Origin of the sequence: Polynucleobacter sp. MG-6-Vaara-E2, assembly GCF_018687695.1 — a bacterium.
GTDB lineage: Bacteria > Pseudomonadota > Gammaproteobacteria > Burkholderiales > Burkholderiaceae > Polynucleobacter.
Window position 1 is genome coordinate 1,468,063 of record NZ_CP061303.1, and the last position, 22,437, is coordinate 1,490,499.

General features: G+C 45.8%; 25 protein-coding genes. 15 read left to right on the forward strand and 10 right to left on the reverse strand.

Annotation, left to right across the window (positions count from 1 at the left end):
• Window positions 1-4: 4 nt before the first annotated feature.
• Genes ICV38_RS07580 through ICV38_RS07590 form a run of 3 tightly spaced genes read right to left on the reverse strand, consistent with a single transcriptional unit; the run spans window position 5 to window position 2,444 of the window.
• Window positions 5-859, reverse strand: coding sequence for a pirin family protein (locus tag ICV38_RS07580; RefSeq protein ID WP_215378872.1), 855 nt, complete (start codon window positions 857-859; stop codon window positions 5-7).
• 22 nt (window positions 860-881) lie between these two features.
• Window positions 882-1,433: a carboxymuconolactone decarboxylase family protein gene (locus tag ICV38_RS07585; protein WP_215378880.1), complete on the reverse strand. Its 552-nt coding sequence runs from the start codon at window positions 1,431-1,433 to the stop codon at window positions 882-884.
• Window positions 1,434-1,442: 9 nt separating this feature from the next.
• Entirely contained in the window at window positions 1,443-2,444 is a 1,002-nt protein-coding gene (locus ICV38_RS07590; protein ID WP_215378882.1) for a tripartite tricarboxylate transporter substrate binding protein, read from the reverse strand.
• Between the two features lie 89 nt (window positions 2,445-2,533).
• On the opposite strand from ICV38_RS07590, the gene ICV38_RS07595 reads away from it, so the two are divergent.
• The 7 genes from ICV38_RS07595 (at window position 2,534) to ICV38_RS07625 (ending at window position 8,876) form a co-directional block, all read left to right on the forward strand.
• Entirely contained in the window at window positions 2,534-3,304 is a 771-nt protein-coding gene (locus ICV38_RS07595; RefSeq protein ID WP_215378883.1) for a sulfurtransferase, read from the forward strand.
• Window positions 3,305-3,399: 95 nt separating this feature from the next.
• Window positions 3,400-4,395: a tripartite tricarboxylate transporter substrate binding protein gene (locus ICV38_RS07600; RefSeq protein WP_215378885.1), complete on the forward strand. Its 996-nt coding sequence runs from the start codon at window positions 3,400-3,402 to the stop codon at window positions 4,393-4,395.
• Between the two features lie 47 nt (window positions 4,396-4,442).
• Window positions 4,443-5,816: an MmgE/PrpD family protein gene (locus tag ICV38_RS07605; protein WP_215378887.1), complete on the forward strand. Its 1,374-nt coding sequence runs from the start codon at window positions 4,443-4,445 to the stop codon at window positions 5,814-5,816.
• Window positions 5,817-5,837: 21 nt separating this feature from the next.
• Window positions 5,838-6,815 carry a D-2-hydroxyacid dehydrogenase family protein gene (locus ICV38_RS07610; RefSeq protein WP_215378889.1) on the forward strand — a complete coding sequence of 326 codons (978 nt, stop codon included), beginning with the start codon at window positions 5,838-5,840 and terminating at the stop codon, window positions 6,813-6,815.
• Window positions 6,816-6,817: 2 nt separating this feature from the next.
• Window positions 6,818-7,354 (forward strand): chromate transporter, encoded by a 537-nt coding sequence (locus ICV38_RS07615; protein WP_215378891.1) that lies wholly within the window; start codon window positions 6,818-6,820, stop codon window positions 7,352-7,354.
• Window positions 7,351-7,875, forward strand: coding sequence for a chromate transporter (locus ICV38_RS07620; RefSeq protein WP_251368132.1), 525 nt, complete (start codon window positions 7,351-7,353; stop codon window positions 7,873-7,875). The genes ICV38_RS07615 and ICV38_RS07620 overlap by 4 nt, the downstream gene beginning before the upstream one ends.
• A gap of 23 nt (window positions 7,876-7,898) precedes the next feature.
• On the forward strand, window positions 7,899-8,876 hold the full coding sequence (locus tag ICV38_RS07625; RefSeq protein ID WP_215378895.1) for a tripartite tricarboxylate transporter substrate binding protein: 978 nt from the start codon (window positions 7,899-7,901) through the stop codon (window positions 8,874-8,876).
• A 43-nt stretch (window positions 8,877-8,919) separates the two neighbouring features.
• Here the strand turns inward: ICV38_RS07625 and crcB are convergent, their stop codons facing one another.
• Genes crcB through ICV38_RS07645 form a run of 4 tightly spaced genes read right to left on the reverse strand, consistent with a single transcriptional unit; the run spans window position 8,920 to window position 10,446 of the window.
• Window positions 8,920-9,297 (reverse strand): fluoride efflux transporter CrcB, encoded by a 378-nt coding sequence (gene crcB / locus ICV38_RS07630; protein WP_215378896.1) that lies wholly within the window; start codon window positions 9,295-9,297, stop codon window positions 8,920-8,922.
• Between the two features lie 10 nt (window positions 9,298-9,307).
• The gene (gene ygiD / locus ICV38_RS07635) at window positions 9,308-10,087 is read right to left on the reverse strand and encodes a 4,5-DOPA dioxygenase extradiol (RefSeq protein ID WP_215378898.1); all 780 of its coding nucleotides are present in this window, start codon (window positions 10,085-10,087) and stop codon (window positions 9,308-9,310) included.
• Between the two features lie 9 nt (window positions 10,088-10,096).
• On the reverse strand, window positions 10,097-10,234 hold the full coding sequence (locus ICV38_RS07640; protein ID WP_172793433.1) for a hypothetical protein: 138 nt from the start codon (window positions 10,232-10,234) through the stop codon (window positions 10,097-10,099).
• A gap of 44 nt (window positions 10,235-10,278) precedes the next feature.
• Complete coding sequence (locus ICV38_RS07645; RefSeq protein WP_215378900.1) at window positions 10,279-10,446, reverse strand: hypothetical protein; 168 nt, start codon at window positions 10,444-10,446, stop codon at window positions 10,279-10,281.
• 28 nt (window positions 10,447-10,474) lie between these two features.
• Between ICV38_RS07645 and ICV38_RS07650 the strand changes: the two genes are divergently transcribed.
• Window positions 10,475-11,137 carry a site-2 protease family protein gene (locus tag ICV38_RS07650; protein WP_215378902.1) on the forward strand — a complete coding sequence of 221 codons (663 nt, stop codon included), beginning with the start codon at window positions 10,475-10,477 and terminating at the stop codon, window positions 11,135-11,137.
• Window positions 11,138-11,225: 88 nt separating this feature from the next.
• Complete coding sequence (locus ICV38_RS07655; RefSeq protein ID WP_215378904.1) at window positions 11,226-11,678, forward strand: cytochrome c; 453 nt, start codon at window positions 11,226-11,228, stop codon at window positions 11,676-11,678.
• Window positions 11,679-11,683: 5 nt separating this feature from the next.
• Here the strand turns inward: ICV38_RS07655 and ICV38_RS07660 are convergent, their stop codons facing one another.
• Entirely contained in the window at window positions 11,684-12,364 is a 681-nt protein-coding gene (locus tag ICV38_RS07660; protein ID WP_215378906.1) for a cytochrome b/b6 domain-containing protein, read from the reverse strand.
• Window positions 12,365-12,406: 42 nt separating this feature from the next.
• Here ICV38_RS07660 and ICV38_RS07665 point away from each other — a divergent pair, with 42 nt between their 5' ends.
• Window positions 12,407-13,612 carry an MFS transporter gene (locus ICV38_RS07665; protein ID WP_215378908.1) on the forward strand — a complete coding sequence of 402 codons (1,206 nt, stop codon included), beginning with the start codon at window positions 12,407-12,409 and terminating at the stop codon, window positions 13,610-13,612.
• Window positions 13,613-13,636: 24 nt separating this feature from the next.
• On the opposite strand, the gene ICV38_RS07670 is transcribed toward ICV38_RS07665, so the two are convergent.
• Window positions 13,637-14,578 (reverse strand): 3-hydroxyacyl-CoA dehydrogenase family protein, encoded by a 942-nt coding sequence (locus tag ICV38_RS07670; RefSeq protein WP_215378909.1) that lies wholly within the window; start codon window positions 14,576-14,578, stop codon window positions 13,637-13,639.
• A gap of 81 nt (window positions 14,579-14,659) precedes the next feature.
• Between ICV38_RS07670 and ICV38_RS07675 the strand changes: the two genes are divergently transcribed.
• The 4 genes from ICV38_RS07675 to ICV38_RS07690 all read left to right on the forward strand — a co-directional run bounded on the left by ICV38_RS07675 (window position 14,660) and on the right by ICV38_RS07690 (window position 19,593).
• Window positions 14,660-15,589 (forward strand): 2-hydroxyacid dehydrogenase, encoded by a 930-nt coding sequence (locus tag ICV38_RS07675; protein WP_215378911.1) that lies wholly within the window; start codon window positions 14,660-14,662, stop codon window positions 15,587-15,589.
• Window positions 15,590-15,600: 11 nt separating this feature from the next.
• Window positions 15,601-16,527: a dihydrodipicolinate synthase family protein gene (locus ICV38_RS07680; protein WP_215378913.1), complete on the forward strand. Its 927-nt coding sequence runs from the start codon at window positions 15,601-15,603 to the stop codon at window positions 16,525-16,527.
• 25 nt (window positions 16,528-16,552) lie between these two features.
• A complete protein-coding gene (locus ICV38_RS07685; protein WP_215378915.1) occupies window positions 16,553-17,503 on the forward strand; it encodes a TAXI family TRAP transporter solute-binding subunit in 951 nt (316 codons plus the stop codon).
• 77 nt (window positions 17,504-17,580) lie between these two features.
• Window positions 17,581-19,593 (forward strand): TRAP transporter fused permease subunit, encoded by a 2,013-nt coding sequence (locus ICV38_RS07690; protein WP_215378917.1) that lies wholly within the window; start codon window positions 17,581-17,583, stop codon window positions 19,591-19,593.
• 73 nt (window positions 19,594-19,666) lie between these two features.
• Here ICV38_RS07690 and ICV38_RS07695 read toward each other — a convergent pair whose 3' ends face one another.
• Window positions 19,667-20,800, reverse strand: a complete 1,134-nt coding sequence (locus tag ICV38_RS07695) for a mandelate racemase/muconate lactonizing enzyme family protein (protein WP_215378918.1) — start codon at window positions 20,798-20,800, stop codon at window positions 19,667-19,669.
• Window positions 20,801-21,152: 352 nt separating this feature from the next.
• On the opposite strand from ICV38_RS07695, the gene ICV38_RS07700 reads away from it, so the two are divergent.
• Window positions 21,153-22,376 carry a M23 family metallopeptidase gene (locus ICV38_RS07700; RefSeq protein WP_251368133.1) on the forward strand — a complete coding sequence of 408 codons (1,224 nt, stop codon included), beginning with the start codon at window positions 21,153-21,155 and terminating at the stop codon, window positions 22,374-22,376.
• The last annotated feature ends 61 nt before the right edge of the window (window positions 22,377-22,437 follow it).

A 22,437-nucleotide genomic window follows, 5' to 3' on the forward strand; every position in this document is an offset into this window, starting at 1 on the left:
TCATTCAAGATGTCACAAAGCGATTGTTTTGATAATCGTCAATAGCCTGTTCAATCTCGGCGCGAGTGTTCATGACAAAAGGGCCATATTGCACGATGGGTTCTTGCAAAGGTAAGGCCGCCAATACAATAAATTGCGCGCCCTCACTACCTGCCTTTGCCCTAAGAAGATCACCATCGCCCAAAACAATTGCAGCCTGCTTTGGCGCAGCCCTCATCGGGCCACCAATTTCTAAGCCGCCTTCATAGATATACACAAATGCATTGAGCTCCTTAGGAATACGATGCTCAAACTCTGCATTGGCGGGTAGATGTACATCTAAAAATAAAGGAGCAGTGTTAATCCCCTGAATAGGTCCTTGAATGCTTTCGCCCACATTTTCATAAGAGCCAGCAATGACCTTTACAGTCCCGCCATTAGCCAAAGGTGTTGTTGGAATATCCTCAACCTGAATATCTTTATAACCAGCAGGCTTCATCTTTTCTTTTGCCGGCAAATTAATCCATAACTGAAAGCCACGCATTGCACCGCTGACTTGTTGCGGCATCTCTGAATGAATAATGCCGCGCCCCGCTGTCATCCACTGCACGCCACCAGTTTTCAGATGTCCTTGATTGCCTAAATGGTCCTCGTGCAACATATGACCCTCAAGCATATAAGTCACGGTTTCAAAACCACGATGAGGATGCGCTGGAAAGCCAGCAACATAATCATTGGGATCGTTAGACGAAAACTCATCGAGCATCAAAAAAGGATCTAGCCTCACCTGCTGCTGACCACCCAGACTGCGACGTAGCTTCACCCCCGCACCGTCAGAAGTAGCAATACCTGGAATGATGGTTTGAATATTACGGATCATCTACGCGCTCTTTAATCTCAATTTAAGCAGGAGGATGATCTTCAGGATTCACATCCAAGGCAATTAAGAATCGAGACACCATGTTGTAAGCCGCAATCACTGTAACCAACTCAACGGTATCGGTGCTGCCCAACTCTTTTTGAAGGCGCTTCATGAGCTCAGGCTCAACTTTAATATTGCGAGTCATTTGAAAGGTCAGATCCGCAGCATCGTTTTCTACTTGTGAGAAAAAATTTCTGGGAAAACTAGCTTGCCCAATTAAGCGCAATGCCTGAACCTGCTCTTCAGTACCGCCCGCCTTTTTGAATGGGGGTGCATGGTGGAAGAATTCATATTCGGCACCGTTCAGTACTGCAACACCGCACATCGCCAATTCACGCAACTTAGGGTCAAGAGAAAGATTGTTGCGAATTTCACCAATAAAGTGATTCCAGCCTTCAGCAATCGGTACGCTATGCAACAACATCCGATCTAAATTAATAAATTGACCGCCACGACGCTGACGAATCGCGGCAACCAGCTCAGCAGGCTCAGCCAAATCCATTGGCTGGTAAGGAATTAAACGTTCAGACATAAATACTTTCTATTGACCTGTTTCTTTGATGTTATTTTCGATAACAAACTTGCCCCAAATACCAATCTGCTTGCCAATAAATTCACGGGCAGTTTCAGTGGAGCCGCCAACGATTTCAATTCCTTGGGATTTAAACTTCTCAGCAACCGCTGGATTTTTTAATACTTTATTCAAAGCCTTATTCATCGCATCCACAATTGCAGGTGGTGTCTTGCCTGGAGCCAATACTGCCCACCATGCTGGTGCGCTAAATCCTGGGAAACCGCTCTCAGAAATCGTTGGCACATTAGGTAATGAAGTGGATCTCTTGGCCGTAGTAATCACCAAAGGAATCACGCCCTTGTTATCAATATGCGGCTTTACTAAAAACTCCGAACCAACTGCCAGCTCGACTTGGCCACCCAAAACATCTTGCATTAAAGGACCGCCGCCCCGATAAGGAATATGGTTCCAATCAAACCCTACTTGCTTGGCCAAGCGCGCCATAGCTAAGTGGCCTAGGCTACCAATACCAATCGAGCCATAGCTAAATTTCTTACCCGCCTTTGATTGATCCACCAGCTGTTTAAAACTCGTGATTCCTGAATTCTTACTAGCCAGCAAAACCATTGGTGATGTGCCCACCAAAATAATTGGTGAAATATCTTTAATAGTGTCGTAAGGAAGCTTTTCCTTGAGACTTGGATTAACACCGTGTGTATCAAAGACCACCGCAAAGGTGTAACCATCCGGATCAGAGCGAGTCATTGCAGAAGTACCAATGACTCCGGAAGCTCCACCGATATTTTCAACAATGACGTTTTGCTTTAACTCAGCCTGCAAAGCAGGCGCCAAAATACGAGCAACTTGGTCAACAGATCCACCAGGCGGAAAAACCGCAATAAATCGAATCGGTTTTTGAGTAGGCCATGTGCCTGTTCCCGCCGTTTGCGCTAACGCAAGGTTGCCCGCTCCCAGGGCTAATAAGGCCAGTAATAGAGCTCTTTTGGCCGTTTTCGCCAGATCTAGCATGGTTTTGTCTCCTGTAATTAAGACCTCAAGATTACCACCCCCGAGCCTCATTTGCTCGATAATGCTGGGGTAGCCTGAAGAGAGAAAACATGAAGTCGATTTTGAATATTGCCGCCTACTTATTTGTCAGCCTTGATGGCCTGCCAGAGCTGCGCGCCAAAATGCTCGACCAATGCCAGAATCGGGAGCTCAAGGGCACTATTTTGCTCACTGGTGAAGGTATCAATATGTTCCTTGCAGGCAAAGCAGATTCCTTGCGCGGATTCTTAGATTGGCTACGCACTGATCCTCGCTTTGCGCCTCTTCAGGCTAAAGAGAGTTGGTCGGACGAGCAGCCATTCAAAAAAATGCTCATCAAACTGAAGAATGAAATTATTCGCATGAATCACCCCGCTATTCAGCCAGAAAAGGGACGTGCAAATTTCATTTCACCAAAAAAATTACAAGAATGGCTAGATCGTGGGACCGATGATCTTGGTCGGCCAGTGGTCATGGTAGACACTCGCAATGCATTTGAAGTGGACTATGGGACTTTTGAAAATGCGCTGCACTTTAATATTGAAAAGTTCACTGACTTTCCTGCGGCTATCTCCGCCCACAAAGAAGAGTTAGCTGACAAAACGCTAGTTAGCTTTTGTACTGGTGGCATTCGTTGCGAAAAATCAGGCTTGTATATGCGCGAGATTGGTATGGAGCATAGCTACCAATTGGAAGGTGGCATTCTCAAGTACTTTGAAGAAGTGGGCTCTGCCCACTATCAGGGCAGTTGCTTTGTCTTTGATGAGCGAGAGGCTCTAGAGCCAAACCTAGATTCCATCCCCGTTGAGCGTTCTATTCGGAAAAAGCTAAAAACTGGCTAAGTAGTCACCTATATTTGGCATAAATAGTAAAATTACCGAACAGCAGCACTTTAATCGCAGCACACTATTACAAAACAACAATTCGGACTTGAGACATGTCTAATACTATTTATCGGCAAAAGCCGATTTTTTTATCTTTTCTGTTTGCCTTCATTGGGCTGGCAATCACCCTGAGCGCTCATGCTCAAACCCCTGCTTACCCCACTAAACCGATCAAACTCATTGCACCTGTTGCTGCTGGCGGTGGCTTGGACAATATCGCTCGCGCTGTTGCCGAGAAATTATCTCGCTCACTTGGTCAGCCAGTCATTGTTGAAAACATGGGCGGTGGTGGAGGCGCCATTGCCTCGCAAGCAACTGCAAAAGCGCCTGCGGATGGATATACCTTGATGGTTGCGTATGTTGGTACTCATGGCACTAATCCAGCAGTACGTCGCCTTCCTTATGATGCGATCAAAGATTTCACGCCCATCGGAATGATTGGCGCAACCCCAAATGTCTTAATCATCAACCCTGAGTTACCAATTAAAAACTTTAAAGAGTTTGTGGACTACGCAAAAAAGAATCCAGCCAAATTAAGCTATGGATCAGCTGGGCCAGGAACATTAACTCACCTCGGCATGGAGCAACTGAAGCTTGCCGCTGGCATCTTCATGGTGCACGTACCTTATCGTGGCGTCGGACCTGCCTACACAGACCTTCTGGCTGGGCAAACGCAGGCGATGTTCCCCACTCTATTCGCAGCCCTACCCTATATTGATACAAATCGCGTGCGCGGCCTAGCAGTTACAGGCGCTAAGCGCAGTTCAGCCGCCCCCACCATCCCCACCTTTAAAGAGTTGGGCTTTAGCGGTTTTGATGGTCAGCAATGGTATGGAATTGTTGGGCCTGCAAATCTACCGCCAGCCATTGTTAGCAAACTGAACACTGAACTCAATAAAGTGTTGGCTTTACATGACTTCTCAGAAAAAATGACAAGCGAAGCAATGACCTTAATGCCAATGTCTCCAAACCAATTCTCAAATTACATCAAAGAAGATATTGCACGCTGGGCTAAGGTTGCCAAAGATCGCCATATTGAACTTGAATAAATTTATCTATCACATTCCAATCATTCATATCAATCACAGGAAATAATATGTCTCACGCTATTGCAGCAGCAGCCGATTTAAATGCGCCACCGGTTACGAAGATTCTGGCGGAATTTGTCACTTCACATCCTAGCCAAGGCTGGACTCCAGAGGTGGATCACGAAGCACACCGTACCTTTTTAAACTGGCTTGGCTGCGCAATTGGCGCCGCTAACCATGAAAGCGTTGAATCTTCTTTAGCTGCAATTCGTGAATTTCAGCCAGCACCACAGGCCAGCATCTTGGGACGTAAAGATAAGGTAGATATGGGTGGAGCTGCTCTCATTAATGGCATTAGCTCCCATACCTTTGACTTTGATGACACTCACTTAAAGACCGTAATTCATCCAGCAGGCCCCGTTGCTTCAGCAATCTTGGCATTGGGCGAGCACATCAATGCAAATGGCCGTCAAATCATCGACTCACTCGTCTTGGGTATTGACGTAGCGTGTCGCGTTGGCAATGCGATGTATCCAGACCACTACCACCGCGGTTGGCATATCACTGGCTCTACTGGCATGTTGGGATCTGCTGCAGCTTGTTCGCGTTTAATGGGTCTTGATCTTCGGAAAACAACCATGGCACTCGGTATTGCCGCTTCACAGCCAGTTGGCATGCGCGAGCAGTTTGGCACGATGACGAAGCCCTTCCATCCAGGCGGTGCTGCTCGTGCTGGTCAACTCTCTGCTTTACTAGCTAAGCATGGTTTTACAGCCAGCCCTAAAGCACTAGAAGCAGGTCGTGGCTATATGCAAACGGTTTCTACCAAAAATGATTGGACAGAAATTGATCGTGCCCTGGGTAAATCATTTGAGATTTCCTTAAATACCTACAAACCATTTGCTTGTGGCATTGTGATTCATCCTGCGATTGATGCGTGCGCGCAATTACGCGCACAGGGCGTCAAGGCTGAGGACGTAGAGCGTATCGAATTGCGCGTGCACCCACTCGTACTAGAGCTTACTGGCAAGAAAACCCCTAAGGATGGTCTTGAGGGCAAATTCAGCGTCTACCATGGTTGCGCTGTTGGACTGATCTTTGGTCAAGCCGGTGAAGGCGAGTATGCGGATGACATCGTGAACCGCGCTGACGTCGTAGCATTGCGCGCTAAGGTGAACGCCACTACTGATACATCTATCAGCGAAGCTTCAGTTGATGTTAAGGCCATCTTAAAAGACGGTAAAGAAGTACATATTTTTGTGAAGAATGCGATTGGTTCTGTAGAAAACCCCATGAGCGATGCGAATTTGGAACAGAAATTTACCAGCTTGGCAGAACCCATTATTGGCAAAGAGAAAACTCGTCAACTAATTTCCGCTCTATGGAAATTAGGTCAAGCATCTGACCTTAAACAGATCTTGAGCCTTTGCACACCTGACTAAATTTAAAGAGAGTATTGATTAATGGCTTCATTACCAAATATCGTCATCCTTGGAGACTACGAGCGCGCCCTGCGCCGCTTCTCCAATTGGGAAAAACTTGAGAAGCAAGCAAATCTCACCTTTCACCACGAGCCACTGCGTGATGAGGAGCTTTATGAAGCGGTGAAAGATGCAGATGCAATTGCGATCGTGCGCGATCGCTCTCCATTCAATGAAGCCATGATTGCACGCTTACCAAAGCTCAAATTTTTAATGTTTACAGGTGAACGAAATGGCACTCTCGATGCGGGGGCATTGGTGGCTCGTAATATTCCTATTGCCTGTTCACCCGGCGGCCCATCAAAGGAAACTACAGCGGAATTGACTTGGGCTCTCATTCTTGGCGCATCGAAACGTCTGATTGAAGAAAATAAATTGATTGCATCAGGCGGGTGGCGTGATCACCTTTCTGTTCTCCCCATGCTCTCAGGTGAACGCTTGGGCATTATGGGTCTAGGCGCAATTGGTAGTCGCGTAGCACGAGTAGGCGCTGCATTTGGAATGGAAGTAGTTGCCTGGAGTCCTCGCATGACCCCAGAACGTGCTGCTGAGCAGAATGCTAAAGCAGTCAGCCTTGATGAATTGCTATCTACATCCAAAGTGGTATCCATGCATCTGGTAGCAGGACCTGGTACCAAAGGATTGATTAGCGCAGATCAACTAGCTTTGATGCGTCCTGATTCTATTTTGGTAAATACTTCACGTGCAGCCCTAATCAATATGACTGATCTGCAAAAAGCCTTGATTGCAGGCAAGCCGGGTCAAGCAGCCGTCGATGTATTTGATGTTGAACCCCTTCCAGCAAATGATCCTTTGCGCAACACACCGAATCTGCTGGTTACACCCCATTTAGGTTTTATTGCAGAGCCTATCTTTGCTAGTTTCTCCAAAGGCATCACTGAAACCTTGGAAGCATGGTTGGATAACAAGCCACTACCTCACCCATTTAAGCCACAGTAACCTTGAAAACACTCACCCCAAAAGAACTCTTCATTGGGTTTAGCAAAATCGGCATGTCTGGTTTTGGCGGGGTATTGCCTTGGGCGCGCCGCACAATCGTTGAACAAGAGAAGTGGTTAACTGCTGAAGAATTCAGCGCTATGCTTGGTATCTGCCAAATTGTTCCAGGTCCTAATATCGTTAATCTCGGCGTATGTGTGGGGAGTCGCTTTGCTGGAGTGCCCGGCGCAATTGCTGCGGTGATGGGTCTGATGCTAGGACCAGTTGCTTTATTGTTAGTCCTAGCTGTACTTTATGAGCATTACAGCTATATGCCAATTGTGCAGGGAATGCTTAGAGGTGTCTCTGCAGTTGGCGTTGGTCTCATTGCGAGTACCGGGTTTAAGATGTTGCGCACTGAACTGAAGTACCCACCAATGGTGACGGTAATTCTTTTAGTTATTCTGATGGCTGTTTACTTTCATTTAGGCTTAGGTTGGGTTGTATTGCTAGCATCACCACTTGCAGTCCTGTTAGCTTGGAAGAAGACAAAAAGATGATTAGTTCACTCATTAGCCTCTTTCTTAAGTTTTCCTTGTTCTCTTTATTTGCGTTTGGCGGAATCAATGCCTTGTTGCCGGTTCTATATGACCTCTCTGTAAATCAAGAGCATTGGATTAATAGTCAAACTTTCTCTGATTACTTTGCAATTGCACAAGCAGCCCCAGGGCCAAATTTGATGACAGTCACCCTGATTGGCTGGAACGTGGGTGGTGTGCTTGGGGCAGCAATCGCAACATTTGCGATCTCTTGGCCCTCATCCATCATGATCTTCTTTTTACAACGCTCAATCCTTAATATGCAGGATAAGCAAAAGCAGCAAATGATTCAGTTTGCCGCTGGTGCCCTTGCTGTTGGTCTAGTTCTCTCTGCGGCATGGCAAATCTCATTACAAATTAATCAAAGTCTAGCCGCCTATCTATTGACGATTGGCACCATTGCGATTACCTTCTTTACTCGTATCCACCCTTTATATTTAATTGCTATTGGTGCCGTACTGGGCATTTTGGGTTTTATCTAAGGAAAGCTAAGATTATGTTGAAAATGAATCGATTTACATTCATTACTATTGCGCTTTTAGGGCTTTTAAGCTCCTTCGCAACCCCTTCATTCGCACAGTCTAGTTATCCCAATAAGCCCATTAATTTTGTTGTTCCTTATGGCGCTGGTGGTGGTGCGGATTCTCGTAGCCGTCAAATTGCACAGAAGATGAGTGTCATTCTGAAGCAACCCATCATCGTCGATAACAAACCAGGTGCTGGCGGCAATATTGGCACTGAATTTATTTCTCGTGCAGCACCAGATGGTTACACCATTGGTATGGGGAACTTTGCCCCAATGGCCGTCAATAAAACGTTATTTGGTAATTTACGTTACGACCCAGAAACCGATATCACGCCAATCGTGTTAATCGAAAAAGGTCCTTTAGTTTTAGTAGTTAACCCAAACTCACCTTATAAAACAGTGCAAGATATTGTTGCGGCCGCCAAAGCAAAGCCTGGCGTACTCACCTTTTCATCGGGTGGGATTGGTGGCAGCCACCAACTGTCTGCTGAAATCTTTGAGCAAAATGCTGGCATCGATATGATTCACGTGCCCTATAAGAGTGGCTCAGCCGGCTTAACGGATTTGATGGCGGGTAACGTCACCATGATGTTCGATCAAATGTATTCCGCTATGCCTTCAATTAAGGCCGATAAGCTTCGTCCAATTGCCATTACCAGCAAAAAACGTTCTCCCTTGCTGCCTAACGTACCCACCTTTGCTGAAGTAGGTTACCCAAAGGTTGAAGTGCTGAATTGGCAAGGCTTGATTGCGCCCAAGGGAACCCCAAAGGCCATTATTGATAAGCTCAATGCTGCAGCAAATGAGGCTCTCAAAGATCCTCAATTACGAGAACTCATGCTATCTCAAGGAAATGAAATTGGTGGCGGTAGTCCTGCAGAATTTGCTGCTTTGATTAAATCTGAATCAGCCAAATGGAGCGCAGTTGTGAAAACGGCCAATATCAAACCAGAGTAACGCGTTTGATAACTAAAAAAGGGGGCTTAGTAGCTCCCTTTTTTTATTTCAGGGCTTGATAGGTCAAGATACCCAAAAAGGTTAATAGCAGTGAACCGACTAGATGCAGCATTGCCGTACCAAGCGCCCAAGTAAATTCTCCGCGCTGAATAAAGGCAACCACTTCAGCAGAAAAACTAGAGAAGGTTGTCAAACCACCTAAGAAGCCAGTCACTACCAACAGCCGCCACTCTGGTGAGAGCTGAGGATTATTACCAAAGAACGCTACAGCCAAGCCAACTAAGTAGCCACCCACCATATTAGAAAGTAATGTTCCCAAAGGAATAATAGAAGCGGCGCTTACGGTGAGAAAGTTAAAGCCCGCCCTTAATAATGCGCCTAGACCAGCGCCAAAGAAAATTGCAAGGATAGAGAGCCACATAATCTTTTCTTTATTGAACGATAAAACCCAGCATGCTAATCGAACTCATTTCGATGCCATCGATAAACACTTTGGCATGCTCATCTTTTTCTTGTAAAGCTAAAGTATATAAAGCAGGCCAATAGTGCTCTGCAGTGGGAATAGATAAATGAGCGGCCTCACCATATTTTTCCCACTCAATTAATGTCTCATGGTGATCAGCATGAATCTCTGCGGCGAAAAAATCATTAAAATCTTTTGCCCATGGGTAAGGTTGCGCACCATCTTGCCAGTGAATCGTACGCAAGTTGTGCACCACATTGCCACTAGACAGAATCAGAATATTTTCATCGCGCAAAGGTCTTAACTGTTTTGCTAAGTCGTAATGCTCACGGGCTGACATAGAACCATCCAAACTCAACTGCACCACAGGCACATCCGCATTGGGATAGAGATACTTTAGAACAGACCAAGCACCATGATCAATACCCCACTCATTCTCTTCAAGGACAACCGGGATGCTCAATAACTCTTGAATACGATCCGCCAATGCAGGGCTTCCGGGGGCTGGATATTGGATATCAAACAGCGCTTGCGGAAAGCCGCCGAAGTCATGAATCGTTTTAGGCTTAGACATTGCAGTAACCCAAGTACCGCGAGTTACCCAATGCGCTGAGATCACCAGAATGGCATCAGGCCGTTTGAGAGATTTTCCTAAAGAAGCCCAAGCCGCTGTAAAACGGTTGGGCTCAATGGCGTACATTGGACTGCCATGGCCAGCAAATACAGCAGGTTGGCGATGGCTAGTCATTAAGACTGATTAACCGAATACGTAACCAGTATGAGCAGCTACCAACGCAAACAAAATCGCCAAGCTAGTTGCAGCAGCCAACATGACGATCAAAGTAATGATCTTTTTGTTAACTTCTTCTTTAGATTCGTTGTGCCATTCGTTCATGCTAAATCCTCTGTAAACACATTAATAATGCGTGTAATTATCCACTATCGACCGCGGCCGGCCTTGCGCATCATGCCTTTTCCACCGCCAAAGCCTGCTTGAGGCCTGCCAGCCGGTCCTGAAGGGCCTTTTGGTGCTGGTGGACGGGCTGGAGGTTTGGCCGCCACAGGCTTGGCCGGGGTTTTTGGGTCTGTTTTTTTATCGTCAGTCACTTTTAGCTCCTATAGATATCATATTGCCATGATTACTGACTATTCTATCCAAGCAGTCGCCATTAATGCGATTCCCTTGATTTTTGCCATTACTATCCATGAAGCCGCCCATGGCTATGCAGCCCGTAAGTTTGGGGATAACACGGCTTATATGCTTGGCCGAGTGAGCCTGAATCCCGCCAAACATATCGATCCCGTTGGGACAATCCTGCTCCCCTTGGCATTGATTTTGATGCAGTCTCCTTTTTTGATTGGCTATGCCAAACCAGTACCCGTTAACTTTGGGCGCCTCAAAAACCCTCGAATCGACTCAATTTGGGTTGCCTTGGCAGGACCAGGATCGAACTTTTTTCAGGCGCTAATCTGGCTAATTCTGCTGATTTTGTTAATGGGCTTTCGAATAGATGAAAAATTCTTGATTTCTATGTCTCAGGCTGGCATCTCCTGGAACCTCAGCTTGCTTGTATTTAACCTACTGCCAATTCCCCCTTTTGACGGAGGAAGAGTTCTTTCGGGACTTTTACCAACACGGCAATCTCTAGCGCTCGATAGATTGGAAAAATGGGGTTTCTACATCGTTCTTGGACTCATGTTCACGGGAATCATCAGCAATTTATGGATGGCGCCACTCATGAGCTTCTTTCAATGGCTAATTCTTTTATTAACTTCCCCATTACAAATGATCTTCTGATGAATGATTCAGACAAAAGTCATCAATCTGGAGTATGCTAATTTCACAGTTGCGGTCTCCATTTTTTAATACACCTAAAGAGGTTCACATGAAACTACAGAAAATTCTCCTAGCCAGTACGGCAACAGTTTTAGCCATTGCCGCAGGCACTGCAGTCGCGCAATTCCAAAAACCTGAAGATGCCATTAAGTATCGCCAGAGCGTTTTTACAGTAATGTCAAACTCTATGGCAAAAATTGGCGCTGTAGTGAAAGGTGAGGCTCCCTACAGCAAAGATGAAGTAGCCAAGAATGCCGCTGTTGTTGCGACACTTTCTACATTACCTTGGCAAGCATTTGGTCCAGGTACTGAAGGCGGCAAAGCACAGCCTGAAATTTGGTCTGATAACGCGAAGTTCAAAGCAGCATCTGAAAAAATGCAACTAGCAGTAGCTGATTTGAATAAAGCTGCACAATCAGGCGACTTAGAAAGTATCAAGAAAACTTTTGCAGCTGCTGGTGCAAGCTGCAAAGGCTGCCATGATGATTTTAAAAAGAAGTGATCCGCTTATTTAGTAATTAAATAACCCACTACAACGGCGATAACACTTAAGAGCACTAGAGCTAGAGTCCGTTGTAAACCTCCATCTTTGGAGGGTTGACTCAAGTCAGAAGGCAAATATTTTGCTTCCTCGCTTGGGTCAATTTCTTTGTCACCACTAATCATTGGCTTAATTAAATCTTCACCTTTAAATTTCTTATAGAACAGAATTGCAGCAATATGAATCGCAATCAAGGTGTAGATGAGCACTTGATTACCTTCATGAATCTCTGAAAAAAGAGAAACCACTGCATTAGGGACGAATTTCGCTAATGGCCCCTGAAAAGCAATCTCATCATCAACAAATAAACCAGTAAATACTTGTACGCTCAAAACAAAGAGCAAAGCAAAGACCGAGAGAGCACCAATCGGGTTATGTCCCAACATGCGTGGCGACTTGCCTTGCAAATAATTCTGAATAGCCGTACGCGTCGGAAAGAATGAAGCAAAGCGAGCATGCCTAGAGCCTACAAAACCCCAGATGATTCTGAAAATCAATAAAGCCAGGATGCTATAGCCAAAATAAGCATGGTATTCAATTGCAGCATCACTCAGATTGATGCTAATGAGGCTACCCGCAATACAAAGCGCTAAAAGCCAATGAAATAGGCGAATTGGCAAGTCCCAGACACGAATCGTTTTCTTCATACCATTAAGGATAAAGCACAAACTCCCTTAAACTCAGTAAAAATGAATTCAAGCAAAGCCTTCAGAACCCTGCTGCTCTACCGCGTTGGTGCAACACTGAGCTACCAAATTACGATGGTGGCGGTGGGTTGGCACATATACGAACTTACCAACAGCGTTGTCTCCTTGGGCTTGGTTGGCTTGGCCGAGCTAGTGCCTTATTTTTTGCTGGCACTCTATGCGGGTCATGCAGTGGATCACTACTCACGCAAACTGATTGCCGCGATCGCATGCATGATGCATATTGCAGTTGCCCTATTTTTAACCGTCATTGCACTTGGATGGCTCACGCCACCCGTACCTCTTATTTACACTGCGATTGCTTGTATTGGAGCAGGCCGAGCTTTATTAAGACCCTCTTATACCGCCATCTTTGGCCAAATTATTTCTAGAGAACATTTACCGCGCTACACAGCCTATGCATCTTCTGCATTTCAGATCTGCGTCGTCGCTGGTCCTGGCTTAGGTGGATTGATGATAGGCTTTGCAGGATTAGAGTGGACTTATCTATTAGCTGGTTTATGTGGCGCCATTGGTCTGTATGGCATTACCTTTATTCACGCGCCCCATGAAAAAATCAGTCAACTCTCTGGGCATTTTTTCAAAAGCTTTTTAGAGGGCTTTGATTACGTTCGTAAGCACGAGTTGATTCTAGGCATCATGGCGCTAGATATGTTTGCCGTTTTATTTGGTGGCGCTGTTTCCATTCTTCCCGCCTTTGTTAAAGAGGTGTTGAATGCAGGCCCAGAAGTTTTAGGAATATTACGTGCCGCACCAGCGGCGGGCGCCGTCATCACGGGAATTTATCTAGCCAAACGACCATTACTAACAGACTCTGGTAAGCATCTATTTCTATCGGTGGCAGGGTTTGGTCTCGCAATTATTGCCTTTGGTCTTTCTAGTCATCTCTGGGTGTGTGCTTTCTTCTTGTTTATTTCTGGATGCTGCGATTCAGTATCCGTAGTCATTCGTGGCAGCATCATGCAACTCACAACCCCAGATCATATGCGTGGGCGCATCAGTGCGATAAACGGAATATTCATTGGGTCATCAAATGAATTAGGCGCGCTTGAATCCGGTATCGCAGCAAGCATAATGGGCCTAGTACCCTCTATCGTCTTTGGTGGTGTAGCTACGATTGCGATCGTATTCATTACTTATCGACTCGCACCACACTTAAGCAAACTCCATCTCAAAGATATCTCTTAAAGATGGAGTTTATGTTTACCAAACCTATTTGATTTCTGGTAATTCTTTTTGAATAATCTTTAAGCCTTCACGCAAAGCGGCTTGATAACGCTCACGTTCTGCCTTGATGCTATCCGCAGTCCAAGAGTAAAAACCCTCTCCGGTTTTCATGCCAAATTTTCCACTCTCTACACGCTCACTTAAACACTTCGCAATCGTCGCAGAATTATTCAGCGTAGGGTAAATCGTCGCTCCGCCGGCAGCATGGATCTCAAGTCCAGCATGATCGCGTTGCATTGCAGGACCTGCAGCAATGTAGCGGAAACCAAAGCCATAACGGACGGCCTTATCGATATCCTCAGGAGTGCAAATGCCAGCATCCACCATAGAGAATGCTTCGCGTGATAAAGCATGTTGCAAGCGATTAGCCAAGAAGCCTGGCAAGTCCTTTTTCACGGTTACCGGCACCATGCCGCAGGCTGTCATCAATCGTGTGAGACTATCACCTACCATTGGTGACGTCTTTTCACCATAAATCACTTCAACACAAGGAATTAAATGTGCTGGCATGAAAAAATGCAAGCCAATCATGCGTGCCGATGTTTTTAATCCGTTCGCAATTTGACTAATTGGGAAGCTCGTACTATTGCTAGCCAATACCGCCTCTGGTTTTGCGTATTGCTCTAACTTCGCAAATAACTCACGCTTAATATCCAAACGCTCTGGTACACACTCAATCACCAAATCAATATCAGCCCAATCCACTTCCTCTAGCGAGCCAGCCACTGACAATAAATGAATACGGTTCTCGTATCCCAACTCGGTCATAGTATTAACAAAATAGTCCGGCAAGAGAGCACGTCGCTCTGTGGTCGGCTCTACTACTTGCACAGCACATCCGCCACGAGCACAGACTGCAGCGACATCCGCGCCCATCGTGCCGCCACCGACGACAACTACCTTAGTTTCTGCTGGGGTAAACAACATCACTTTCTCCTAGAGGGAGGACTTTTTTCAAAAAATCCTCATACAATGGAATCATTATTCCAATAAAAAATAGAGACAGACATGATCCCCGTCAACTCGGTGCTGCAGGTCGGCCACTTTCCTGAGATTATGCAGGCGGAAATTGATCGCCGCTTCACCCCTATCCGTCATCCCGATGTCAATGCCCCTCCACCCCCCGGTAAGTTTGAAGCAATCTTAGTTCGCTCCAATACAAAATTACCTGAGGCCCTGGTAAAACAAATTCCAAGCATTAGACTGGTATCGACCTGTGGCGTCGGTTACGACAATCTTCCTCTGTCCTACCTCAAGGAACATGGGATTAAAGCCAGCAATACACCTGGCGTTCTCAATGATGCCGTCTGCGAACTAGCTATCGGCATGATGCTCAGCCTCATGCGCCGTCTTCCAGAGTCCCAAGAGCACGTCAAGAGCGGCGCCTGGTCCAAAGGTCTATTTCAGCTCACCACCACCTTAGCTGGCAAACGAGTCGGGATTGCAGGCATGGGTCGTATTGGTCAGGATCTGGCCAAGCGCCTTGAACCATTCAAGGTCGAAATTGCCTATTCAGGCCCCAATCCAAAACCAGTGCCTTACACCTATTACAAGGATGTGCGCGAATTAGCGGCAGCGTGTGATGTTTTATTCCTGGCTTGCCCTGCCTCAGCCGATACGGACAACTTGGTGGATGCCAAAGTATTAGAGGCTTTGGGGCCCTCATCCTATTTAATTAATATTGCCCGCGGCAGTGTCGTTAACGAGGAAGCTCTTTTATATGCACTGCAACATAAAAAAATCGGCGGCGCTGCCTTGGACGTGTTCAATAATGAACCCAATCCAAACCCTGCTTTTTTAAATCTTGATAATGTTTTGCTCACCCCCCATATCGGAAGTGCTACCTCGGAAACACGGATAGCTATGACCAACTTAGCTGTAGATAATTTAGAAGCATTCTTTAAACAACAACCACTTCTTACCGAAGTGCATTATTAATTGGAGTCAGCATGCCCATGTCTTTGCATCCTTCTACCTTGCCAGCGGTGTTATCACCAGTCTTGACACCATTTAAGGCGGACGGCAATCCAGATGCCCAGAAGCTATTAAAACAATGTCAGTGGTTGGAATCTAATGGCGTTGGACAAGCAATATTTGGCACAAACTCTGAAGCCAACTCAATGTCAGCACCACAAAAGATGAGTACTTTGACCGCCCTGATTGAAGGTGGCTTAAATCCTGGACATATGATGCCTGGTACTGGCGCAACTTCAATCGATGCCACAGTCAATATGACACGTCATGCAGTGAATCACAAATGTGCTGGCGTACTGATGCTGCCACCGTTCTACTACAAAGATATTACTGATGATGGTCTATTCGCCTATTTCTCTGAAGTCATTCAGAAGGTGGGTAGCTCTGCATTACAAATTTATATCTACAACATTCCGCCTGTTACCAAAATAAATTTGAGCTTGTCACTACTTGAGCGCCTCGCCAAAGATTATCCAAAGACAGTGGTCGGTATGAAAGATAGTTCTGGTGACTGGGCTTACACCGAGTCAGTCATTAAACTCTTGGCGCCATCAGGCTTCCGCGTCTACGCTGGTAGTGAAGTGTTCTTAATGCGCACCCTAAGAGCCGGTGGTGTAGGTTGCATCTCCGCGACAGCTAATGTGAATCCTCACGCCCTCGCTGACCTTGCTGCACACTGGAGAGAATCAAATGCAGATGAGCGTCAAGCTGAATTAGATCAAGTGCGTAGCGTATTTGCGAAGTATCAAATGATTGCTGGTATGAAAACTGCAGTTGCGCATTTCAGCAAAGATCCAGAGTGGCTTCGTGTCCGCCCACCACTCATGCAGTTGACAGCAGATCAACAAGCCCAGCTACTGAGCGAGTTAAAGCAAATTCACTTCAGCATGCCCGGCCTTTAATTCAAAAGCTATTTAGGAGACTTCTATGAAACTACTCAAAGTGATTGCTCTATCCCTCAGCTTTGTATGGGTTGGAGCGCAAGCACAAAATATTTCCATTGCGACAGGTGGTACTGGTGGTGTTTATTACCCAATGGGTGGTGGCTTAGCATCCGTTCTTTCCAGCAAAGTTCCAGGGATGTCTGCAACCGCCGAAGTGACTGGCGGATCAGTAGATAACCTCAACCTGATTGGCACTGGCAAACCTTATGTTGGGTTCTCGATGGCAGACGCTGCTAAAGATGCCCAGATCGGTGAAGGAAAATTTAATGGCAAGAAAGTAGATTTAAGAACACTCGTTGTTCTTTATCCAAACCTCATGCATGTAGTAACCGTAGATTCCACTGGTATTAAATCCATGAAGGATCTCAAGGGCAAACGCGTGAGCACTGGCGCCCCTGGAAGCGCAACTGAAGTAATGGCATTTCGCATCCTAGAAGCTGCCGGCCTTGATAAGGACAAAGATGTAAAACGTGAGCGTCTAAGCGTAGCGGAATCTGTTAACGCAGTGAAAGATCGCAAGATCGACGCATTCTTCTGGGTCGGTGGATTACCAACAGCTGCAGTCACGGACCTTGCTAATACACCTGGCACCAAGATTGTGATGATTGATACCAATGCAGAGGTAGTAGCGATGAATAAGAAGTACGGCAACCTCTACTTTGATGCAAACATTCCTAAGGCAACTTATAGCGGCATGGCAAAAGATAATAAAGTTGCTGCAGTTGCGAATATCTTAGTGGTCAACGCCAACATGCCTGATGATCAAGCCTATAAAATTACTAAAGCAATTTTTGACAATAAGCTCGATCTTGTGCGTACACACCAGGAATATATGAATGTCAGCCTTGACAATCAAAAAGTCAAAGCAACTCCGGTTGACTTTCATCCAGGTGCCATAAAGTATTACAAAGAAAAGAATATTAAATTGAATTAAAACTGTGGCAGGGGTGAGTTAATCTCACCCCTTCTGCTTTTAATGAATTACATATTGATAAAGATATAGGTTGAGACATGAATCAAAACGTCATTGATAACGAAACCCAAGAAAAACTAGACGCCTTCATTAAGCAGGAGGAAGGTGATTCAAATGACTACAAAGGCTTATTGGCTAAGTTCATCACGCTCGTAGCAGTAGGCATGTCTTTGTTTCATTTGTACGCTGCCTACTCTATCGTACCAACTCAAGAACTACGCGTGATTCATGTGGCACTGGTTTTATTTTTGGTGTTCTTGAGCTTTCCTATTGCCGCGCGCTTTAAAAATCGGCTCATGCCCTGGGATATTGTCTTTGCAGTGGCATCAGTTGCCATTGCGTATTACATCCTTAGTGGCGGCGATGATTTCATGGACAGAAATACCGCCCCGAACACAACCGATGTCATGGTAGGTATTGGGTTAATTCTTCTTATTTTAGAAAGTGTCCGTAGAACTAACGGCATGATCTTGGTAACGGTCACTGTATTGTTTTTGCTATACGCCCTATTCGGCAATCATCTGCCTGCACCCTGGACACACAAAGGCTATGATCTTGATCGCTTAGTGGGTTACATGTACATGACCCTAGAGGGTATTTATGGCACCGCAGTCGATGTCTCTGCAACCCTCATTATTCTCTTCACCATCTTCGGTGCATTTTTACAGTTCACTGGTGCCGGTAAATTCTTTATCGATTTTTCTTTTGCAGCGATGGGTGGTAAATCTTCTGGTGTTGGCAGAACGATTGTGATGTCCTCCTTCCTCTTGGGGGGCCCATCAGGCTCAGGTGTAGCCACTACTGTCACCGTCGGCTCAGTTGCTGCGCCCATGCTTGAAAAAGTGGGTTACGAAAAAAATGCAGCGGGTGGACTATTGGCAGCCGGTGGATTAGGCGCCATTATTTCACCGCCTGTATTGGGTGCGGCCGCATTCTTGATTGCCGACTTTCTCAAGATCTCCTATTTAGATGTGCTCTTAATGGCAAGTATTCCAACCATCTTGTTCTACCTTGGTTTATTTGTCATGGTAGAAATCGATGTGCGCAAGTACAACATGAAGAGCATTCATTTTGAATCTGCCGAGACTGCCTGGCAGTTAACGAAGAAATATTGGTTCCACTTCTTCTCACTCATCTCTATTGTGGTGTTCATGCTCATGGGCTTTTCACCAGTCATGTCTGTATTCTGGGCAACTGTAGTTTCTGCCCTATCCAGCATGCTCCGAGAAGATACCGCCATTATTCCTTGGGCTTGGTTTAAAGGCAAAGAGCCAATTCTTTCAGGTCTGTATAACTCAAACCTCACTAAAGCACTTGCTTCAGGCTCTACGGGTGTTCTAGCAATTGCAGCTACTTGTGCAGGCGCTGGCTTAATCGTGGGTACAGTTACCCTCACTGGCCTTGGTCTCAAATTTAGCTCGATTGTGATTCAGTATGCAGGTGGCTCTCTATTGCTTACCACCATCTTTACTGCGCTTGTAGTATGGGTGGTAGGTCTTGCAGTACCAGTGACAGCCTCCTACATTATTTGCGCAGTGATCGCTGCACCAGCTTTGATTAACCTGGGTGTACCAGCGTTTGCCGCACATATGTTTATCTTCTACTACGCTGTTCTCTCTGAGGTATCTCCTCCTACTGCGCTATCACCATTTGCTGCTGCTGCGATCTGCAAAGGCAACCCCTATAAAACTACCTTGCAAACCTGGAAGTATGTTGCGCCTGCAATCCTTGTTCCTTTCATGTTCGTGTTAGATAAATCTGGTGTGAGTTTATTGCTTATGGGCTCAACCGATGCGCTTGAGCAGGCAGACTGGCTACAAATTGCCTGGGTCTCGTTTACTGCAGTCGTTGGCATCATTTGCTTGGCTGGTGGTCTTCAAGGCTGGTTTATCGAGAAGACCAAGGTGTTTGAGCGCATCATTATGGTGATCTCTGGTGTTGCGCTAGCTTACCCATCTACTGAAGCAGACTTGATTGGTTTTGTGGGCTTTGCCTTGGTATTGGTAACTCAAACTATTGCCCACTTCAAATTACACCCCAGATCAACATAAGTTTTTGGTGATTAAGGTATTAGAAGCAAATCAGCCCGCTATTGCGGGCTGATTTTTTTAGAGTGTAGAAGATTTAAGCAATCTTAGTCCATGGAGTTTTGCCAGCATATTTCTTAATGGCTGACTCATCAAACTCAAAGCCTAGTCCTGGAGTTTTATGCAAAATCAAATCTCCGTTTTTAAAAGTGAGTTGCTTATTGATCAATCTACGGAAATTGAGAACCTGATCATCTAGAAAGAATTCCACGAAGCGAGCATTGGGAGTTGCTGCCACCAGCGGTGCATGCAAGTCATGCATCCAATGCGGGCAAACCGTAATGCCCTTTAAATCTGCATAAGCAGAGATACGGCGCCACTCAGTAATGCCACCACATACCGCAGCATCAGATTGCAAAATGGCTGCACCACCTGCGTCGATTAACTCCCTAAAACGCCAACGACCTGTTTCCATCTCGCCAGTAGCAACATTAATCTTGGTTTGACGCGCTAAGGCTGCATGAAGGTCGATCGCATCTGGTGAAAAAGGCTCCTCAATCCAGTATGGGTTGTAAGCCTCAAAGCGCCTGACATACTCCAGCGCTGTTGGCAGATCTCGCCAGGCATTATTGGCATCCAATGTTAATAAGATATCGTCACCAATCGCTTTGCGGGCTGCTTTGACGCGATCCTCTTCCTCTGAGGGAGATAGACGCCCTACTTTCATCTTGACCGCCTTAAAGCCCTGCTTTACGTAAGATTCCATTTCCTTACCAAGCTTGGCTGGAGTCTTACCATCCAAGTAATAACCGCCACTGGCATATGCAGGCACACGATCGTCCACTACAGACCCCAGATACTGGTGCAAAGGTAAACCTACAGCGCGAGCATTTAAATCCCAAAGCGCTGTGTCCAAAATTGAAATGCCACGCATCACAGCGCCAGTTCGACCCTGCAAAATGGATTCGTTATACATCTCCATCCAGAGACCTTCACTGCGATGGCTATTCTGGCCAATTAACTTGGGCGCTAACAATTGCTGAACAGCAATTTTGGCAATATCACCACCAGCACTGCCAACATAACAAAAACCAATACCCTCATTACCATCTTTGCCGCGCACTTTAACCAAACAATAGTGGCGCTCAGTTACAGTACGTGTTGAAAATGAAGTGACTTTATCCAGGGGTACGGCGACTGACGCGACTTGCAAAGACTCGATGATTGGCATCTGAACTCCTTAATGAAAAAAATATTGTAGCTAGTAATGAAATACTCAGTTTGAGCCTGTTGTAGGGTTAATTTATTGCGGCACAACAAAATTCCCCGGGTCATAACTCACATTATTAGATAATTGTGAGGTGAATAAAAAAGTGACCGTTTATCACCGCCTCATGGATGGGGCGGCACTCCTCCTGGGAAGCAGTTTACTCAGCCTGATTCTAGGATTGAGCGCTGCAGCGCATGCCCAAACAAATAAGACTCAGCAGGCTAATCAAAGCCGAACAAAGGTGTACGTCCAAAACACAAAACAAATAGGGTTCAAGGATAAATCTGCGGGGTCTGGCTCAAAGACCAACAGTATGAGCTTAAATCCCTCGCTCTTTCAGAAAAAAAATCCCAGCGAGCTCATGCTTGATAGCGATGCCAACCTAGACTATCGAGTCATACAAGGTTGTCTTCGACGAAGCTTTAACGAAAATAATTTACCCTCCAGTATTGGCATTGATAATCGCCAATTTTCTGAATTCTTCAAAAGTCAGACGAAAAGCTTCTTTGACAAGGTGCGTGGTGACTGTATTCCATATGCCGTTGCCTTCACTACCCGCAATCGCTTTGACTCGCTAAGCATCATGAATGGTCCAATCCAAGACAGTAAAACAGAAATTTGGACATTCACCCCATCCGCTTTTGGCGGCTTCTTAGTGCAGCAAGACTTTTTAAGAAACGAATCTAAAAATCTCACTGAAATACGTGTTCCCTTAAAAGAGGTTTTATATGATCCACGTAAATTGGGTGATAAATTACCTGTGGAGTTAGTTTGGGAACTCAACTCCATCATCAAACAGATCTATCCTGAAGATAACAACTCCCTCGAAAACACTAATAGTATCGTGCGCCTGATTGTTGATTTTGGTGATCGAGAAAGATGGGCGCAGATATGGGCTGCAGAGATTATTGATCCAGCTAATAAGGAGGTATTTGCCAGTGCTTTTTGGGTAGAACGCAGCGATATCCCCGGTGGTTTCTTTACTGGTAGCGGCGAATCTTTAGAGCGATCTTTTTGGACAAACCCATTAAGCTATCGACGCATCTCACGTGGCGTAGGGATGGTTCGCGCTGGCAGCCCGAAACGCCCCAAAAATAATATGGCAGTAACTCAACCCACCCCTACCAAACAACGCTATCGGGCTCATATGGGTATTGACTATGCCGCTCCTGTAGGCACCCCAATCTTTAGCGTAGCCAATGGTAGAGTAGTTCATCAAGGATTTAGCGGCGCCTTTGGTAATTTGATTGTTCTTGAACATCCAGGCGGATATCACACCTACTATGCACATTTAAGTAATTACAACTCCGAACTTGAAGTGGGCAATGAAGTTCGTCGTGGTCTTGAAATTGGCTATGTTGGAACTACCGGTCGATCAACTGGCCCCCATCTGCATTTTGAGTTGAGAAAAGATGGTATTTATGTTGACCCCTATGCATCAAAAACACAACTCGATCTATGGTCAATGCGTGACAATGAAAGTGGGCAGCTAACCCGCGAGATATTGTTACTCGGCAGTCCAATTACGCGCCAATAAATCAAGCAGCATAAAACAAATGGGGTCCTGATGGACCCCATTGTATTTTTCTAACTTGGTG

Bases quoted from the DNA above. Each gene is read 5' to 3' on its own strand.
- ICV38_RS07675 (WP_215378911.1), top strand. From the start codon at position 14,660: ATGATCCCCGTCAACTCGGTGCTGCAGGTCGGCCACTTTCCTGAGATT.
- ICV38_RS07680 (WP_215378913.1), top strand. From the start codon at position 15,601: ATGCCCATGTCTTTGCATCCTTCTACCTTGCCAGCGGTGTTATCACCA.
- ICV38_RS07670 (WP_215378909.1), bottom strand. From the start codon at position 14,578: ATGTTGTTTACCCCAGCAGAAACTAAGGTAGTTGTCGTCGGTGGCGGC.
- ICV38_RS07660 (WP_215378906.1), bottom strand. From the start codon at position 12,364: ATGAAGAAAACGATTCGTGTCTGGGACTTGCCAATTCGCCTATTTCAT.
- ICV38_RS07590 (WP_215378882.1), bottom strand. From the start codon at position 2,444: ATGCTAGATCTGGCGAAAACGGCCAAAAGAGCTCTATTACTGGCCTTA.
- ICV38_RS07605 (WP_215378887.1), top strand. From the start codon at position 4,443: ATGTCTCACGCTATTGCAGCAGCAGCCGATTTAAATGCGCCACCGGTT.
- ICV38_RS07650 (WP_215378902.1), top strand. From the start codon at position 10,475: ATGATTACTGACTATTCTATCCAAGCAGTCGCCATTAATGCGATTCCC.
- ICV38_RS07620 (WP_251368132.1), top strand. From the start codon at position 7,351: ATGATTAGTTCACTCATTAGCCTCTTTCTTAAGTTTTCCTTGTTCTCT.
- ICV38_RS07695 (WP_215378918.1), bottom strand. From the start codon at position 20,800: ATGCCAATCATCGAGTCTTTGCAAGTCGCGTCAGTCGCCGTACCCCTG.
- ICV38_RS07600 (WP_215378885.1), top strand. From the start codon at position 3,400: ATGTCTAATACTATTTATCGGCAAAAGCCGATTTTTTTATCTTTTCTG.
- ICV38_RS07610 (WP_215378889.1), top strand. From the start codon at position 5,838: ATGGCTTCATTACCAAATATCGTCATCCTTGGAGACTACGAGCGCGCC.
- ICV38_RS07585 (WP_215378880.1), bottom strand. From the start codon at position 1,433: ATGTCTGAACGTTTAATTCCTTACCAGCCAATGGATTTGGCTGAGCCT.
- ICV38_RS07685 (WP_215378915.1), top strand. From the start codon at position 16,553: ATGAAACTACTCAAAGTGATTGCTCTATCCCTCAGCTTTGTATGGGTT.
- ICV38_RS07655 (WP_215378904.1), top strand. From the start codon at position 11,226: ATGAAACTACAGAAAATTCTCCTAGCCAGTACGGCAACAGTTTTAGCC.
- crcB (WP_215378896.1), bottom strand. From the start codon at position 9,297: ATGTGGCTCTCTATCCTTGCAATTTTCTTTGGCGCTGGTCTAGGCGCA.
- ICV38_RS07595 (WP_215378883.1), top strand. From the start codon at position 2,534: ATGAAGTCGATTTTGAATATTGCCGCCTACTTATTTGTCAGCCTTGAT.
- ICV38_RS07665 (WP_215378908.1), top strand. From the start codon at position 12,407: ATGAATTCAAGCAAAGCCTTCAGAACCCTGCTGCTCTACCGCGTTGGT.
- ICV38_RS07640 (WP_172793433.1), bottom strand. From the start codon at position 10,234: ATGAACGAATGGCACAACGAATCTAAAGAAGAAGTTAACAAAAAGATC.
- ygiD (WP_215378898.1), bottom strand. From the start codon at position 10,087: ATGACTAGCCATCGCCAACCTGCTGTATTTGCTGGCCATGGCAGTCCA.
- ICV38_RS07700 (WP_251368133.1), top strand. From the start codon at position 21,153: ATGAGCTTAAATCCCTCGCTCTTTCAGAAAAAAAATCCCAGCGAGCTC.
- ICV38_RS07580 (WP_215378872.1), bottom strand. From the start codon at position 859: ATGATCCGTAATATTCAAACCATCATTCCAGGTATTGCTACTTCTGAC.
- ICV38_RS07625 (WP_215378895.1), top strand. From the start codon at position 7,899: ATGAATCGATTTACATTCATTACTATTGCGCTTTTAGGGCTTTTAAGC.
- ICV38_RS07690 (WP_215378917.1), top strand. From the start codon at position 17,581: ATGAATCAAAACGTCATTGATAACGAAACCCAAGAAAAACTAGACGCC.